This is a genomic window from Sporosarcina cyprini, from assembly GCF_022048975.1.
Classification (GTDB): Bacteria; Bacillota; Bacilli; order Bacillales_A; family Planococcaceae; genus Sporosarcina; species Sporosarcina cyprini.
This window is the reverse complement of sequence record NZ_JAKMHX010000023.1, coordinates 156,300-170,139: the sequence shown is the minus strand read 5'-3', so window position 1 is coordinate 170,139 and position 13,840 is coordinate 156,300. Positions and strand designations below refer to the sequence as shown.

Annotated in this window: 14 protein-coding genes; 7 read left to right on the top strand and 7 right to left on the bottom strand. The window is 42.7% G+C overall.

Features of this window, described 5'->3' with window-relative positions:
- Position 1: 1 nt before the first annotated feature.
- Entirely contained in the window at positions 2–328 is a 327-nt protein-coding gene (locus tag L7D49_RS09150) for an ArsR/SmtB family transcription factor (protein WP_238080521.1), read from the bottom strand.
- Positions 329–576: 248 nt separating this feature from the next.
- Here L7D49_RS09150 and L7D49_RS09145 point away from each other — a divergent pair, with 248 nt between their 5' ends.
- Positions 577–1,209 (top strand): nitrite reductase, encoded by a 633-nt coding sequence (locus L7D49_RS09145; protein ID WP_238080520.1) that lies wholly within the window; start codon positions 577–579, stop codon positions 1,207–1,209.
- A 45-nt stretch (positions 1,210–1,254) separates the two neighbouring features.
- Here L7D49_RS09145 and L7D49_RS09140 read toward each other — a convergent pair whose 3' ends face one another.
- Positions 1,255–2,742, bottom strand: a complete 1,488-nt coding sequence (locus tag L7D49_RS09140; RefSeq protein ID WP_238080519.1) for a multicopper oxidase family protein — start codon at positions 2,740–2,742, stop codon at positions 1,255–1,257.
- A gap of 447 nt (positions 2,743–3,189) precedes the next feature.
- Here L7D49_RS09140 and L7D49_RS09135 point away from each other — a divergent pair, with 447 nt between their 5' ends.
- Positions 3,190–3,585 carry a RidA family protein gene (locus tag L7D49_RS09135; protein ID WP_238080518.1) on the top strand — a complete coding sequence of 132 codons (396 nt, stop codon included), beginning with the start codon at positions 3,190–3,192 and terminating at the stop codon, positions 3,583–3,585.
- 339 nt (positions 3,586–3,924) lie between these two features.
- On the opposite strand, the gene L7D49_RS09130 is transcribed toward L7D49_RS09135, so the two are convergent.
- Genes L7D49_RS09130 through L7D49_RS09120 form a run of 3 tightly spaced genes read right to left on the bottom strand, consistent with a single transcriptional unit; the run spans position 3,925 to position 6,747 of the window.
- Complete coding sequence (locus L7D49_RS09130) at positions 3,925–4,656, bottom strand: urease accessory protein UreH domain-containing protein (RefSeq protein WP_238080517.1); 732 nt, start codon at positions 4,654–4,656, stop codon at positions 3,925–3,927.
- Between the two features lie 14 nt (positions 4,657–4,670).
- Entirely contained in the window at positions 4,671–5,348 is a 678-nt protein-coding gene (locus L7D49_RS09125; RefSeq protein ID WP_238080516.1) for a response regulator transcription factor, read from the bottom strand.
- A 37-nt stretch (positions 5,349–5,385) separates the two neighbouring features.
- On the bottom strand, positions 5,386–6,747 hold the full coding sequence (locus L7D49_RS09120; RefSeq protein WP_238080515.1) for an ATP-binding protein: 1,362 nt from the start codon (positions 6,745–6,747) through the stop codon (positions 5,386–5,388).
- A 284-nt stretch (positions 6,748–7,031) separates the two neighbouring features.
- On the opposite strand from L7D49_RS09120, the gene L7D49_RS09115 reads away from it, so the two are divergent.
- On the top strand, positions 7,032–7,625 hold the full coding sequence (locus tag L7D49_RS09115) for a dienelactone hydrolase family protein (protein WP_238080514.1): 594 nt from the start codon (positions 7,032–7,034) through the stop codon (positions 7,623–7,625).
- Between the two features lie 152 nt (positions 7,626–7,777).
- Here the strand turns inward: L7D49_RS09115 and L7D49_RS20210 are convergent, their stop codons facing one another.
- Together L7D49_RS20210 and L7D49_RS09110 are read right to left on the bottom strand one after the other, a co-directional pair.
- A complete protein-coding gene (locus tag L7D49_RS20210; RefSeq protein ID WP_269135913.1) occupies positions 7,778–7,909 on the bottom strand; it encodes a hypothetical protein in 132 nt (43 codons plus the stop codon).
- Positions 7,906–9,261 (bottom strand): helix-turn-helix domain-containing protein, encoded by a 1,356-nt coding sequence (locus L7D49_RS09110; protein ID WP_238080513.1) that lies wholly within the window; start codon positions 9,259–9,261, stop codon positions 7,906–7,908. Before L7D49_RS09110 ends, L7D49_RS20210 begins: the two co-directional genes overlap by 4 nt.
- 336 nt (positions 9,262–9,597) lie before the next feature.
- On the opposite strand from L7D49_RS09110, the gene L7D49_RS09105 reads away from it, so the two are divergent.
- The 4 genes from L7D49_RS09105 (at position 9,598) to L7D49_RS09090 (ending at position 13,813) form a co-directional block, all read left to right on the top strand.
- Entirely contained in the window at positions 9,598–10,344 is a 747-nt protein-coding gene (locus L7D49_RS09105) for a hypothetical protein (protein WP_238080512.1), read from the top strand.
- A gap of 82 nt (positions 10,345–10,426) precedes the next feature.
- Positions 10,427–11,590: a hypothetical protein gene (locus L7D49_RS09100; RefSeq protein ID WP_238080511.1), complete on the top strand. Its 1,164-nt coding sequence runs from the start codon at positions 10,427–10,429 to the stop codon at positions 11,588–11,590.
- Positions 11,591–11,718: 128 nt separating this feature from the next.
- The gene (locus L7D49_RS09095; protein ID WP_238080510.1) at positions 11,719–12,603 is read left to right on the top strand and encodes a PucR family transcriptional regulator; all 885 of its coding nucleotides are present in this window, start codon (positions 11,719–11,721) and stop codon (positions 12,601–12,603) included.
- A gap of 106 nt (positions 12,604–12,709) precedes the next feature.
- Complete coding sequence (locus L7D49_RS09090) at positions 12,710–13,813, top strand: ABC transporter ATP-binding protein (RefSeq protein ID WP_238080509.1); 1,104 nt, start codon at positions 12,710–12,712, stop codon at positions 13,811–13,813.
- The last annotated feature ends 27 nt before the right edge of the window (positions 13,814–13,840 follow it).

Here is a 13,840-nt window from a genome sequence, read left to right as displayed (position 1 = left end):
TCTAATTATGTGCTGCGTGATCAATTGCCTGTTTCAATAAATTCATGACGTGATGATCATCTTCTGAATAGTAAAGGGTTGTCCCTTCTCTTCTAAACGTAACCAAGCGCAAATTTTTTAAAAAGCGTAGTTGGTGAGAAACAGATGACTGGCTTAAGTTGAGCGTCTCTGCGATGTCATTCACCGAGCGCTCCTCTTTGCACAACAAATTCAAAATCCGGATTCTTGTCGGATCACTTAACGCCTTAAATGTTTGGGAGACGACGAATAGCGTTTCCTCGTCCAATAATTGGTTCAACGGTTTCTCTGTATTATTTTCATCGCACATAATTCTTTCCCCTCCAATTACCGTGTCGCTATTTTTATATATGAGCATATGTTCATATATTAGAATTCAGTTGTTCATTTGTCAAATCAATAATATGATACCCCCCTATATTTTTATACCCGCATACAAAAAATCATAACGTTAAATCCTTTTCCATTATGACTTTTCTTTATTTAGCTATTTACATACCCATTAAAGGTATCTTACTATGTCATTAGATCCATCTCACTAGAAAGGTGTGGCCAACTATGCAAACGGAGAAAAAGGTGAAGCTGGCTGTCAACGGCGGTATTTCATTTGGCGCTACATTGAACGCTCGCCAATTGATTGCGCTCGCTGAGCATTTAGGTGATCAGGAACTGGAAGTCACGACATTCCAGCAACTATATATCGAAGTGTTAGAAAGCGAAGTTGAGTTGATTAAGAAGAAGTTTAGCGACGTGGGACTTGCCTGCTATCCAGTCGGAAATTATGTCAAAAGCTTGCGTCATTGTAATTTTTGTAAGGGGGCGGAGGAAGAAGGAATGCCTGTTGCAATCGAGCTGAACAAGCGGATTGCGGGACGTCCTGTTCCATTTACTCTTCGTCCTGCCTACACGGGATGTCCGGTTGGATGTGGCGAGCCTCTAGTCAATGACATCGGTGTTATTAAGTCAAGGAATGGCTATGACCTGTATATTGGCGGGAATCCAAAAGGCGCTTATGCCAAAACGGGTACCCTCCTGCTTGAACAAGCGCAGCCAGAGGAACTGTATGAGGCTGTTGATCAGATAATCGACTTCTATGCCGAAAACGGGAAAAAACGGGAGCCTTTCTTTAAGTTTGTGAACCGTGTCGGTGTGGAACGAATGAAACAGGAAATCCATTCAATAATTGTCTAACAAGCAAACAGCCAGTGCAGAATAGCATGCACTGGCTGTTACGTTTTACTCCACCTTTATCTGCCCCATCATTCCATTATCCTCATGCTCAAGGATGTGGCAATGAAACATATAAATTCCTTTATCTTTAAATTGAACTGCAATTTTCACACGCTCGTCCGGTTTGACGGAAATACTATCCTTCCAGCCCCGTTCATTTTCCGAAGGCTCTTTTCCGTCCCGAGAAATAACCTTGAATTGTGTCCCGTGGATATGGAAAGGATGGATCATGCCGCCCATCATATCCGGCTTATTATAAATCTCCCACACTTCCGTAACCCCTTGCTTTTGTGTAAAGTCAATCCGATTTGGGTCGAACTTCTTGCCGTTGATCGTCACGTGCTCCATCATGCCAAACAGTTCTACTTCTTTTGTTACCGGCAAGTTCTTTTCTTCCTCTGTTAGAATAAAATCATTCATTTCATTCGGTAAAGTACTCTTTTCCACCTGCTGATCTGAAACGTCAAACGGTAATAGAATCGAGCCGTCCTCATTCACTAAAGCCAACTCATCCGTCTTATTCAGACCTGAAAAATCAATGACAATCTCGGCACGTTCCGATGGAGTGAGCGTGATTTCATTCATCTGAATCGGTTCATTCAAAAGCCCGCCGTCCGTAGCGATTTGGACGAACCGATCTCCTGTGTTTAGCTTGAATGTAAAGTTTCTCGCATTTGATCCATTCAGCAGACGAAAACGGACTTGCTCACTCGAAACAGTCAATGTCGGATTAAGCGTTCCATTTACAAGTAATGTATCACCAATGGTTCCATCACTATTTTGGGCGGCCTCGTAATTCAACTGTTTTTGGTCATCAAACAACCGATCTTGAAAAAGCAAAGGAAAGTCATTTTCTCCATACCGGTTCGGCAAACCGAGCCGTTCCGATTTTTCGTCTTGAATATAAAGCAATCCGGCAAGCCCGTTATATACTTGTGCAGCGGTATTGCCTTCAGGATGTGGATGGAACCATAACGTCGCTGCATCTTGGGCTACTTGAAATTCAATGATCCTTTCCTCACCAGGCTGAATCGGATCATGAGGTCCTCCATCCATATCCCCCGCCACCTTTAGTCCATGCCAATGAAACGTAGTTGGTTCATCCAATTCATTGATCGTCTTAATTTTGATCTTTTCGCCTTTCTTCACTTCTATCATCGGCCCTAGAAACGTTCCATTGTAGCCGTATGTCTTCGTTTGAACACCATCAAAGAGCTGTGTTACTCCCTTTTGTGCTCGCACTGTGTAAACAATTCCCTCTCCCGGCTCACGTTTGAGTATAGGAGGAATGTTCAACTCATTCTCTCCAGTGGAATCCTTGAGTCGGATTACCTCATCATGGCTCATATGGCCTTCCATCGGCATGTTCATAGTGGAATGCATTTCATTTCCCCCGGCATGTTGCTTAGTTCCATGGGATTCCGGTTTTCCGTTACATCCGCTTATTACCAAAATAATGCAAATACCTACAGCAATTAAAATGAATCGTTTCATTAGTTATCAGCCTTTCTTCTACAGTTGTACTTTATAAGCGTAACGGATAGATATGAAAAAATTATGCATATGGCATGTGTAACTTTTTATTATTCTAGAAATACATCAAGGAGAATTTCTTATAATGTAGTTAGGAATACTTGGCGCTCATTCAAATATGTGCGAATGCAGACTCATAGTTTAATGAAAAGCTCACGCCTACCATTAGACGCAGGATGGAATTTGAGGTAATATATGTATCATAATTAAGAATCAACTATTTATTAAAAACTTCACACTACAAAAAAAGGAGTGTCCACGAGATGAAGAAAAAAATACTTATGTTTCTATCATTGGGCTATGGATACTCCACTGCCGTTTTCTTTTAGATATTTAAAAATTGGCGGAGTCTGTCTAATTTGATTTAGAAAGCGAGCAGAAAAATACTATAGTAGGTGAGGTAATAAAATGAACGAAAAAATCACAAGAAAAAATCCGGAATCTATGCCGAGACCAGTAGGTAACTACACGCATATCACGAGAGTTCCCAAAAATGCTGAGTTATTTGTAACATCAGGCCAAATTGGTGTAGATATGGACGGCCATGTGCCTTCTGACTTTAATGAGCAGGTAGCCAACACATTCACGAATATAAAAAAGCTCTTAGAATCTGAGGAATTGAATCATGGTCATATTATTAAAGTAAACATCTGGGCAACAGAAGAAATAGATTGGGACTACTTAGATTCAAAATGGGAAGCACTTTTCGGCAACAAATTTCCGGCTATGACGATCGCTTATATAAGCAAACTAGGCTTACCCGAGTTGAAAATTGAAATTGAACTTTGGTGCGCAAAAGTGTAATGGCCACACTAGGCAACTCTGAAGTCAAATAAGCTGCAAGAGAGCACGATGGTGTATCAAAAGACGGCAAGGAAATCATAGAATAAAAAAGAATAAGGATTGCTTGAGAGGTTTTCAAGCAATCCTTTTTTTATTAAAACACTTATTTTTTCACTTTCTGTTTAAGCAATTGGACCGGATCTCTAGGTACATGCCTCCCACGAACCTCTGGGAATCAATATCCGGAAATCAGTCAGCATCCAAAGCATATCAAAGGCGGTTTAATCCTGATCCAACAGAAAGTTCCTCTCGCCCCTATCATCCCTATTAACGAAAGAAACATAGCAAGGTCCAAATTCGCTACATACTCCAATACGTAATGGTGTCAGCAATTCCAATTACGATTAAGAGTGCCCCGGCCAAACGTTGAACCAGTGACCCCACTTTTCTGCTGATTCGCATGACAATTCGCTTTGCATCAAAAAACCAAATAAGCAGGAATAGGAATAGAAGAGGCAGTGAGGTGGCTACGCCGAAAACAGCCGGCAAAAGAAAGCCATATGTATTTGTTGCCACAAGCGGCATGAGCCAAAAGAAAAACAGGACGAACATCGTCGGACAAAAAGCCAGTGAGAAGCTGGCCCCGAGCAAGAAAGAACCGACTCTTCCGCTCTTCCATTTCATTGGAACTCGAATCGTTACGCCCCTTAGGAATCCGAAGCGCAGCATGCCGATCATGACAAGACCTGTCACAATAAGCAATGGCCCGATCATCTTGCGAAAAAGTGGGAAATAGCCCGTTAAATTCGTTGAGAATGCGTCCCCGAGCACCCAAGCAAGCAGGCCCAGCAAGCTGAATACTGCCACCTTCCCGCCAATAAAAGCGGCCATATCAAACCTCTTCTCCATTTGAATAGTTTGATTGCCATATAACGTGATAGCACTCAAATTACCGGTAAGCTGGCATGGCGCCACCGCTCCAATAACGCCTAATAGAAAGGCCACAACAATTGGATATTGCTCATATGTTTGAAGCAGAACGGTTACCGGTTCTGTTATCCATTGGCTGATTGCTGACATCCATCCATACACTGCTTACCCACCACCTATTTCCACTTATATCCGATTCCCCACACTGTTTTGATAAACTCATCCGTTGGAAAACCGGCCAATTTCAATTTATCTCTCAAATTTCGTATATGAGAGTCGACCGTCCGGATATCCGTGTATGTATTATAGTCCCAGGCAGCCTGCAACAACTCATCCCTTGTGAACGTTTTCTTTGGACGGGAAAGCAACGTTTCGAGAATAAGGAATTCCTTGAGCGTCAGCTGGGCCCTTAACTCATTGTAATACAGGGCATATGTTTCTTTATCTAACGTAAACCTGCCTTCTACAATCACATCTGACTCTTTCTCTGAAGAAAATGAACGTCGCAGCATAGCCCGGACTCTGGCGACAAGTTCCCTGTCATCAAATGGCTTTGTAATATAGTCATCGGCCCCGGTATCCAATCCTTTCACCAAATCCGATTTATTCGCCCTCGCTGTTAACATGATAATCGGGACATCAGACAGTTGACGAATTTGTTTGCACACCTCCCATCCATCCATTTCGGGCATCATCACATCCAAAAGGATCAGACTAATAGCTTCGTTTTCCACTAACTCCAATGCCCTCTCCCCGCTGTTCGCTTTTATACATCTAAAACCGTGCGGCAGTAGGAACAATTCAATTAGATCCAGCATTCTCTGTTCATCATCGACCAACAAAATAGTTTGCATCTATAGACCTCCCCCTCAGCCCTTTCATGTAATCCGATCAGAGCGTGACTGTAAACGTGCTGCCTTGGCCAAGCTGGCTTGTTACCTCAACGGAACCCCCATGCGCTTCCACAAGTTCCTTAACGACAGACAATCCGATTCCTGACCCGCCAAGGGATCGTGAACGAGATTTTTCCACACGGTATAGCCTTTCAAAGATAAATGGCAGATCCTGTTTCGAGATTCCGAGGCCACTATCTGTTATCCTAAAGACCGTTCGCTCCTCTTTCTTATACACTTCCAATGTTACTGCAGATGCTTCGTTAGAGTATTTCAGCGCATTGTCCAATAAATTCAATAAGATCTGCTCTAACCGGACGGGATCCGCATATATCTTAAAATCCTCATCCATCACAACTTCAAGCCCCATCTTCTTTACTGCAAAGGAAGGTTCGACCAGCTTGATGACATCGCGAATAAAAGCCCTTGCCAAGAAAGATTCTTTAGAAACGGTAAATGAATTTTCATCCACCTTGGCCAAGTCCAATAAGTTATGAACCAATTCCTTCATCCTCTCGGATTCCTCTGCAATAATGTCAAGATACCGGTTGCGCTCCTCTTCCTGAATGCCTTGTCTTCTAGCGACTTTAGAATATCCATTCAAATATGTCAGCGGCGTGCTCAGTTCATGAGCGGTAGCAGCTAAAAATTCATTGCGTTCCACCGTCAAACGCTCCAAATCACCAGCAAGCTTTTGGATGGAACCTGACAATTCACCCAGCTCGTCTTTTCCGATAACAGGTAAGCTAACATCGAAATCACCCTTGCTTAGTTTCTCCGTCGCTTCTTTCATTCGAATCAAGGGCCGCGTCAAAAACTTGGATAGGAAAGCATAGATAATGAATAAAGCGGCTACACTCGTCACGCCTGCCAGTCCAAAGTGCATGTTCAATTTAGCGACCAAATGCTTGATGGAAGTCGTGCTTTGAAACATAATGACATATCCCGACGGACCGGATGCCACTTGATATGGATGGACGCTAATAATATAAGGCATGTCCTTCCAATCCGCATACAGTATTTGATCCTCCGTTGCGTTGATCGTATCAAGAGGTGGAAGATACTTTTTAAGTCTCTCTTCAGGTTCAGCAGAACTGCTTATAATTTCCCCTCTTGCATCGGTAATGAGAACTTCACGATCTCCATCCTTCTCCATAAGGACAATATGCTTCATCGTCGTTTCGGAATAATAAGCTGTCAGGACATCCCGATGATTGGAGCCGTTCGCCAGCAATCGGTTGAATTCTTCCTCAGTCCTTGAATCGATAATATTTCTATGAAGATAAAGCATCAGTGATGTTTCCATAATTAATACAGTAACGAAAAAGTACGCCGTTAATTTTGTTGAGATTCTATTCACGTTTGCGTTCGCCTCTCTTCCCAAATTATTATAGAAAAAAATTATGGAGTAAGTATGCAGAATGATTAGCTGCTAGCTTTTCTTCTTTAGCATTAAACGGTGATGAATCATTCTTCCTTCTAGTAAGCCTAGCATAAGCGAAATTTTAAAAAACGCGTTACATTGAATAGGTATCTAATAAATAATATGATTAAAAATAGAAATTGGACGATGGTGAGTTGCAGTTTATAGAGGTATAGAAACAGAACTGTGCTTTTTGTCATTTCATTAAAGGGGTGAAAAGGTTGCTCAAAATAAACAAAAAGTCAGACAACCTAATTATTGTCGTTCACGAAATATATGGAATTAACCAACATATGATAGATTTATGTGAATTGCTATCAAAACAAAATTTTGATGTCATTTGCCCAAATCTATTAGAACATGAAATAGCCTTTGATTATTCTCAAGAACTAAATGCTTACCAACATTTCATGGATACTATTGGTTTCGAGAACGGATTACAAGAAATAAAAAAACTATTATCAGATTGTCAAGATGAGTATTCAAAGGTATTTATCATTGGATTTAGTATAGGGGCAACGATTGCTTGGTTGTGTAGTGAGGAAGAGTGTGTTGACGGCATTGTTGGATACTATGGTTCTCGTATTCGGGACTATGCAAATATGAATCCAAAATGCCCTGTATTGTTATTTTTCCCAAAAGCCGAAAAAACATTTAATGTAGATGAATTAGTGTCAACGATAGAAAAACCTAATATAGATGTTCAAATATGTAGTGGTGAACACGGATTTAGCGACCCATACTCTTTTAGATACAATGAAGAATTAGCTCAACAGACATTGAGAGAAACATTACACTTTTTCAAAAGCAACTGAATTCCTTATTCACCAAACAGGTGCGTTTGAGAAGTAAAAAATGTCCCATTCCCCAATTTAAAAGTTGGCAATCGGACAACATAACCCTTGTTTTTGCCGCTCACTAAAAAAACACGCTACATAATAGCGTGTACAAAAAAAGTATAATTTCTTTATTTCGCACTATGCGGCGGGCCAACTTCCGGCTCTCCGTTGATTACCGAGTCTGCTGAGGCAGCTGGACTAAGAGCCAAGGAGAATAAAATGCCGAATGCGGCACAAAAGAGCACGAATCGTTTCTTCACTCCGTTTCACCTCCCTTCACTTCCATGGTCAATCGCTGGTAGCTCAAGATACATAAGTCTTGATATTGATGGGCCAACTTATATTTTTTATGGTTGGCGTAAAACAAAGATAAATGCCGGGCTGCTTCTTTCAGGTGTTTCCATTCTTCATTCTTCCTAAAATATTGAATACAGTCCTGCATATGTCTTTCGTAAAGTGGGAATTCCCGCACTGCATAATACAGTTTGCCCTCGATATAAAGAAGCTGGATTCGCTCCCTCTCCTGCAAATTGGATTGTTGCAGCTGTTGCAAATTACCCTGGATTGACTTGAAATCTTCTAGGTGAAATAAGATGGATAACTTTAAGGTGTAGGAAATGATGAGGTTCTTGCTGTTAACTTTTTGTTTTAGTTCAATGCATTGATTGATGGTCTTCAACGCATCATAATAGTTTTGCTCTTGAAGCTGGATGTAGGCTAGATTGTGATAGAGTTTTGCGGAGGTTTCCGATACCTTGTCGCCCAGGACACTAAATCCTTTTTGAATCTGCTTTTTTGCTTCTGCCATTTTGTTCTGTTCTACCAATATGGTTGCAGCGAGATTATAACAATCACACGCAGCTTTCCAGTTATGCAGATTAATGTATTGTTGTTGCGCTTTGTTTACATAGTCTAAGGCATCGGCGTAATCATACAGCTGAAATAAGGCCAGGGACATATTGTAAAATGCTTTGGCCATTGTCTCCTCATCTCTGGCCAGTTCCAAGATGGCTCTACCGTAGGAGATGCTCTCTCTATAATTTTTATTAAAATAACAATAAAGTCCGGAAATATACAGATAGTTTTTTAAGAGGGGTTTATTTGTTTCTATATCTGCTTTCGATAGGTGGATTATCTCTTTGGTGTAGTGTATTTGGGCTTGTCTAATTTCTCCAGCCCTGACCAAATCAATATATTTTAATACGTTGTAAGTAGATTCTTGTAGAAGGGAAGGGATGTACGTGAATTTTGCAGCATGTTTAGTCGTAAAACGGCTAATTCGATCTGTTTCTTGAGAGAGTAACTCTTCATATTCCTCCAAAAGCGATTGCAGCACCGGATCATACTTCTCGCTGTCAAGCAAATATGCAACGGGGACTTCAAACCGATCGGCCAGCAAGTGCAGGACGTCTTCGGATGGCACAAATCGTCCACACTCTACATTGCTATAGTGGGAAGTAGATATTACGCCGAAGCTTGCCTCCTTTTGCGATAGCCCCTTCTTCTCCCGCAATTTTTGAATGCGGCTACCGATATGCATTTTCTCCCCTCCAATCCTTCTCTTGCTATCTATTGTAAGGAGTATTACAATTGTTGACAATAATAATTTCAATAAATTTTAAATTTTCATTCTTAATTCCTTGTTTTGCTTTTTCACAAATGATTCTTCCTACCTTCCTCTCTTTTCATCTCCCCTTCTATATATCTATTAACTTTTATTCCATTTACCTACTTCCCTTCATTCTCTTGCTTCCTTGATTAAAAAATTATTGTCTACTTACAAGTATCCTACTGCATCAAGTTACTTATTCATCCTGAAAAAATAAACCTTTTGTTTTTATTCAAAATTTAAACTATTCTATTAAATATGATATAGTTTAGTTATGTTGAACAACATACAATTTTGAAGGCAGACTGGCCAGTCAACTTCACAAAGGGAGCGATTCACGTGAAAAAAGTTGTCGCACTGGTTTTAACAGGGTTTCTCGTAGGAAGTTCTCAATTCTCCGTCCAAGCATCGACCGTCTCATACGCAGATCAGATCGTTTCCATGCAGCCCGGCGTTTCCGCCGAGGAGCTCGCCAAGCAAGTGGATGAACTGACAGTTTCGACAGGAATGAGCGAGGCTGAGATCTACGAAGCGATGTACAATGAAATGGAAAAGCAAAACCAGATGGCGGAGGAAGAAGCAAAGCAGCTTGCTGAAGAAAACGCCATCTCCGGTGATGCCGACATCCAGGGCAGCGATTCATCAGCCCTTTATATTGTCGGACCAAGTGCCCGTGGAGATTTCTATTATACTCCTTCCGCTACTGCATATATTAATCATGGGCATGTCGGGCTTTATTATTCCAGCAATGTCATCGTAGAATCAATCTATCCATCAGGTGTCCGTAGCATTTCAGCGAATGTCCGGAAAGTGGATAAAGGGGCTGTCGTGAAATCTATCTCAACGAGCAGCACTAACAAGACAAATGCCACGGCATGGGCGTATAAAGAAATCGGGCAACCGTACTCGCTGAATTTCGCAAACAACCGAAACACGGGACACGGCGGAGCCAAAAACTGTTCAAAATTAATCTGGTCCGCATTCAAGCTTCACGGCAACCTGGATCTCGATGTGGATAAAGGGTTCGGGGTGTATCCGCGGGACGTACGGGATGCAACTCAAACCGTATTTAAACGAAAGATCTAATCTACTAGTATTCATGACGAGCAGGACTAGGCAGGCTTCGCGTCTGCTTAGTTCTGTGCTCGTTAAGGAAGGATGGAGACCTATGAAGAAGAATTGGATTTGGATTGGCGTTATAGGAATTGTAGCTATTGTATTTATTTCTTACCTCTTCTTAAACAACCGTCAAACACCTGCCGGTACCCTGTCCAAGGAAACCGTTTCACCAGATTTGGAACAGAAAACCGAAGCGATCCTCTACTTCTCCACGACAGCTGACCAGGATATGAATCGGGACGGTCTTAGCTTTGCTGTTTTCATCGATTCTGCCGGCAAAACGGATCTGCTGAAGATGAACGGCTTGGAGCTAGGCAGTGTGTACGCTTCTGACGACACCTTATTCATGGAAGACCGTAATAAAGTCTTTTTGCTGAATCCGGACGGCATGGAGACCTTTGACATGGAAACAGAGGAGCATACTGGCGAAGTGACAGGCTACCAGGACGGTCTTTTTTACAGTGTGAATAACTCCGGATTCACCGAGGATGGCGGGTACCAGTCCAATATCCGCGTCGGCAATCAAGACGGATTTGATACCATTCATGTCCCCTACTATTTACATATGTCCGGCATCGCGGACGGGGAATTGTTCATGGTGACGGGTGAACCCGAAGATATTTCTTTACAGCGGATGCCGCTCGAAAAGGAAGTGGACATTGAGAAAGTCGCGTCTCTCGGCGAACTGGGCGAACGGCTTGGCCTCTCTTCCATCCTGAAAAATAACGGCAAGTTTTACTTGCTCATGAGCGATACTGAAAAACTGACAGCCGCTATTTATGAAGTCGATGAACAAACAGGGGATAGCAAAGCGGTTCCCTTTCTCACCTATTCAGATGCGGATGACTACCGTTTGCGCATTCCCTTTAACTTGCGCAACGCATCGTCCATCCATGATGGGATCTTCTACTATGTGGACGGACTCGGTGAAGTACATCGATTTAATACGAAAACGGGAGAAGCAGAGCCATCTTTTCAGATTGAAGGGATCGAAGAAAACTCACCTTACATGGCCGAGCAAACGTTTTTCAAAGAAGGCGACCTCTATGTTTTCCGATATGACGCGCCTTCCGAGTCACATGTGATCGACACGTATGACTTGTCAACAGGCAAGCGCACAAAAGAACAGCACGTGTCCGGTTTGGAAGAGATGTATCAACTCGTTAAAAAGAAAGGCAAACGTGTGGCGGCTTATGACTTTTTTGTTCGTTAATGAAAACTGGCAGGCTCATACTAGTAGAGCCTGCCAGTTTTTTTGCCCCTATTTTTATAAATCTTACTTCCTCTCTTATCTTCGTACTATAATAAAAGTATTACCTATTCAGAAAAGATGTGAAGCATATGCTTGCCAAGTTAATGACATTATTCACTTCCATGGAATTGCGTGCAGAGAAGCCGTCCGCCGTCCATTCCAGCAAATACGTCTTCGAATACGGGGACCAATGGATGGTAGTTGATAAAAAAGAAGTTTCATCACGAGAGTATGCGCTTCTATCTTCTATTCTTCAAGAAGTACCCAGTCCCATCGGAAATACATTGGCCGATAAGTGGATTCAGTTTCTGAAAGGCCAAGGAGATGTGCCCATTCAGGCAGGGACGGACATCCGAATTACCCAGCTGTTTTTTGAAAAGCCGACTACACCATTGCGGGAAGTGGAGGAAGCTGTCCATGCTTTCTTCGAGGACAACATCCGACTCCTCCCTATCAGTTCGCAGCTCGCTTTTTTAGTAGAGAAAGTCTCCCCATACATACAGACGGACGAAGATTATTTGTCTTTTGCAGCTGCGCTGGAGAGTGATTTTTTCATTAAAACAAAACTTTTTATCGGTAAGTTTCATCAAGCGGATCACACCTTCCCGGCATTTTTCAAGCAGGAAGAAGACTTGTTTACTAAAGGACTCTCCCTTCTGCCTGACCAGCAAATCTTGACTGTGGAATCAATTTTCCCGTCTCTCTTGATTCAGGAGCTGCCGAATCATCTTCATACGGTTTTACGAAGCCAAGTCGTCGATCCCATTAGCCATGATACCGAATTGTTAAAAACCGTCCGGACATTCTTTGAAAATGGTTTTAATGCTTCCGTCACTGCCGAAAAGCTTCATATCCATCGGAATACGCTTCAATATCGGCTCTCCAAGTTTCAGGAGAAGACAGGAATAGCTGTCCGAAACTTTGATGGCGCATTGATTGCTTACTATGCCAGCCTCCTTTCCGATCGCTCATAGACAGCATGCACAATAGGTACCACCCCCTTTTTGTGCATGTTGCCCATGCCCTTCTTCCCTTCGTATTGGTAGCATGGAATTATACATAAGACGAAGGGGTGTAGAGATGGAAGAGCTGGTATTGGATCAAGTTGCGAAGTACTATGGGGATTCTTCTGCGAAAGCAGTTTCAGATTTTAATTTAAATGTGCAGGAAAAGGAATTCATTGTCCTCGTCGGCCCATCAGGGTGCGGAAAATCGACAACCTTGCGGATGATTGCAGGGCTGGAAGAGATTTCAGAAGGGGAGCTGCGCATCGGCGGACAACGTATGAACGACGTGGCACCGAAGGATCGGGATATCGCCATGGTGTTCCAAAACTATGCATTATATCCGCATATGACGGTCTACGATAATATGGCTTTCGGTCTGAAGCTGCGCAAATTCTCGAAAACAGAAATTGACGAAAGGGTACGAAAAGCCGCGGATATCCTTGGGCTGGAAGAGTATTTGACCCGGAAGCCGAAGGCACTGTCTGGCGGACAGCGCCAGCGGGTAGCACTCGGACGGGCAATTGTCCGGGACGCCAAGCTTTTCTTAATGGACGAGCCTCTCTCCAATCTGGACGCAAAACTTCGTGTGCAGATGAGGGCTGAGATTTCGAAGCTGCATCAGCGTCTTGGAACAACGACAGTATATGTCACCCATGATCAAACCGAAGCGATGACGATGGCCACCCGTCTCGTAGTCATGAAAGATGGCTTGATCCAGCAGATCGGCACGCCGAAGGAAGTATATGAAAATCCCGCAAACGTGTTTGTCGGCGGATTCATCGGTTCGCCTGCCATGAACTTCTTCACAGGCAAAGTGGCAGGGGGACGGTTTATGATTGGCAATGTTTCTGTTGCCATCCCGGATACGTCCTATGAAATCCTCAAAAAGGGAGGATACGAAGGCAAGGAGGTCATCCTCGGTATTCGGCCGGAACATATTTCCGAAAAAGAAGAGGTTCTAGCAGAGTGTCCGGAATCCTTAATGGATGTGGAAGTGGATGTAGCAGAATTGACCGGTGCGGAAATGATGGTTTACTCTTCTATCAATGGCCAATCATTCATTGCCCGCCTTTCCGCAGATGTCCATGTACAGCCGAGACAGCAGCTTCGCTTGGCATTCGACATGAAAAAAGTACATTTTTTTAATACTGAAACAGAAAATCGAATTACAATGTAATGATAAATAAAAACAGGCGAAGAGAGC